Consider the following 1,137-nt stretch of genomic DNA (forward strand, 5'->3'; position numbering starts at 1 on the left):
TGGGTCCCTGTATGTTGATGAGGCCGATGTTTAGTCTGTCGGTGGCGGCTGTGGCGCGATGGGTCCCTGGCTGATGAGGCCGTAGGCCGGCAGGCGTGCGGCCGCCGAGTTGTTGCTTCCGGACAGTCGCACGAGCGGGGCCTGGCGGGCCTGGGCTCGGATACAGGAGCGGACAGATGACAGCGCTTGTGGCGGCCGGCGTGGATGTCGGCCGGGATTATTTTGACGTGGCGTTTGCGCCTGAGGGGCGGGCGTTCCGAGCGCCGAACACCTCTGGCGGGGTGGAGACGATCCTGGCTCGGCTGCGACGGGCTGGCGCGCGCAAGGTGGTGCTGGAGTCGATCGGCAGCTTCGGCGCGCGCCTGGTGAGGGCGCTGGCCGAGGCGGGCTTCGAGGTGGGGGTGGTCGATCCACGCCGGATCAAGGCGCTGCGGCTGGCGGAGGGCCGCCGGGCCAAGACGGATCGACTGGACGCGGCGCTGATCGCGCGCTTCGCTCTGGTCATGCAGGACGCCGCAAGACCGGTCCCCAGCGCCCAGACCTTCCAGATCCGCTCGCTCTCGGCGCGGCGGCGGCAACTGGTCGAACTGGCGGCCATGGAGAAGACCCGGCTCAAGCAGGCGCTCGATCCGCAGATCGCCGACAGCTGCCGGGCGATGATCGCGGTCCTCAGCCAGGAGCGGAGCCGCATCGAGGCCCAGCTCGAGGCGATGCTCGACGAAGATCCCGCCAACCATCGGCGCGGTGAGCTTCTGAAGACCATCCCCGGGGTCGGCCCGGCTGTCAGCACCACCTTGCTGACCGACCTGCCCGAGCTCGGCCGCCTTGACCGAAGGGCCCTCGCCAGCCTCGCCGGCCTGGCGCCGCATCCCAACGACAGCGGAACGCGCTCAGGCCACGCCCACATCCAGGGCGGCAGACCTTGCGTGCGCACGGCCCTCTACATGGCCGCCCTCGCCGCCGCCCGATCCGACAAGGGCTTCAAGAGCGAGTACCAGGCCATGCGCAAGGCCGGGAAACCCGCCAAGGTCGCCCTGATCGCCATCGCCAGGAAAATCGTCGTCGCCGCCAACGGCATGCTCAAGGCAGACCGGCCCTGGCGAACCAACCAGCCTTGACCATCAACACAGTCGCCGG

At 69.7% G+C, this 1,137-nt stretch carries 1 protein-coding gene; it reads left to right on the forward strand.

Going from position 1 to position 1,137, the window contains the following annotated elements; translation table 11 throughout:
- The first annotated feature begins 176 nt into the window (after positions 1-176).
- Positions 177-1,118, forward strand: coding sequence for an IS110 family transposase (locus ASE02_RS10855; protein WP_056734051.1), 942 nt, complete (start codon positions 177-179; stop codon positions 1,116-1,118).
- Positions 1,119-1,137: the final 19 nt, after the last annotated feature.

This window comes from Phenylobacterium sp. Root700 (genome assembly GCF_001429025.1).
In the GTDB taxonomy this organism is placed as follows: Bacteria; Pseudomonadota; Alphaproteobacteria; order Caulobacterales; family Caulobacteraceae; genus Phenylobacterium.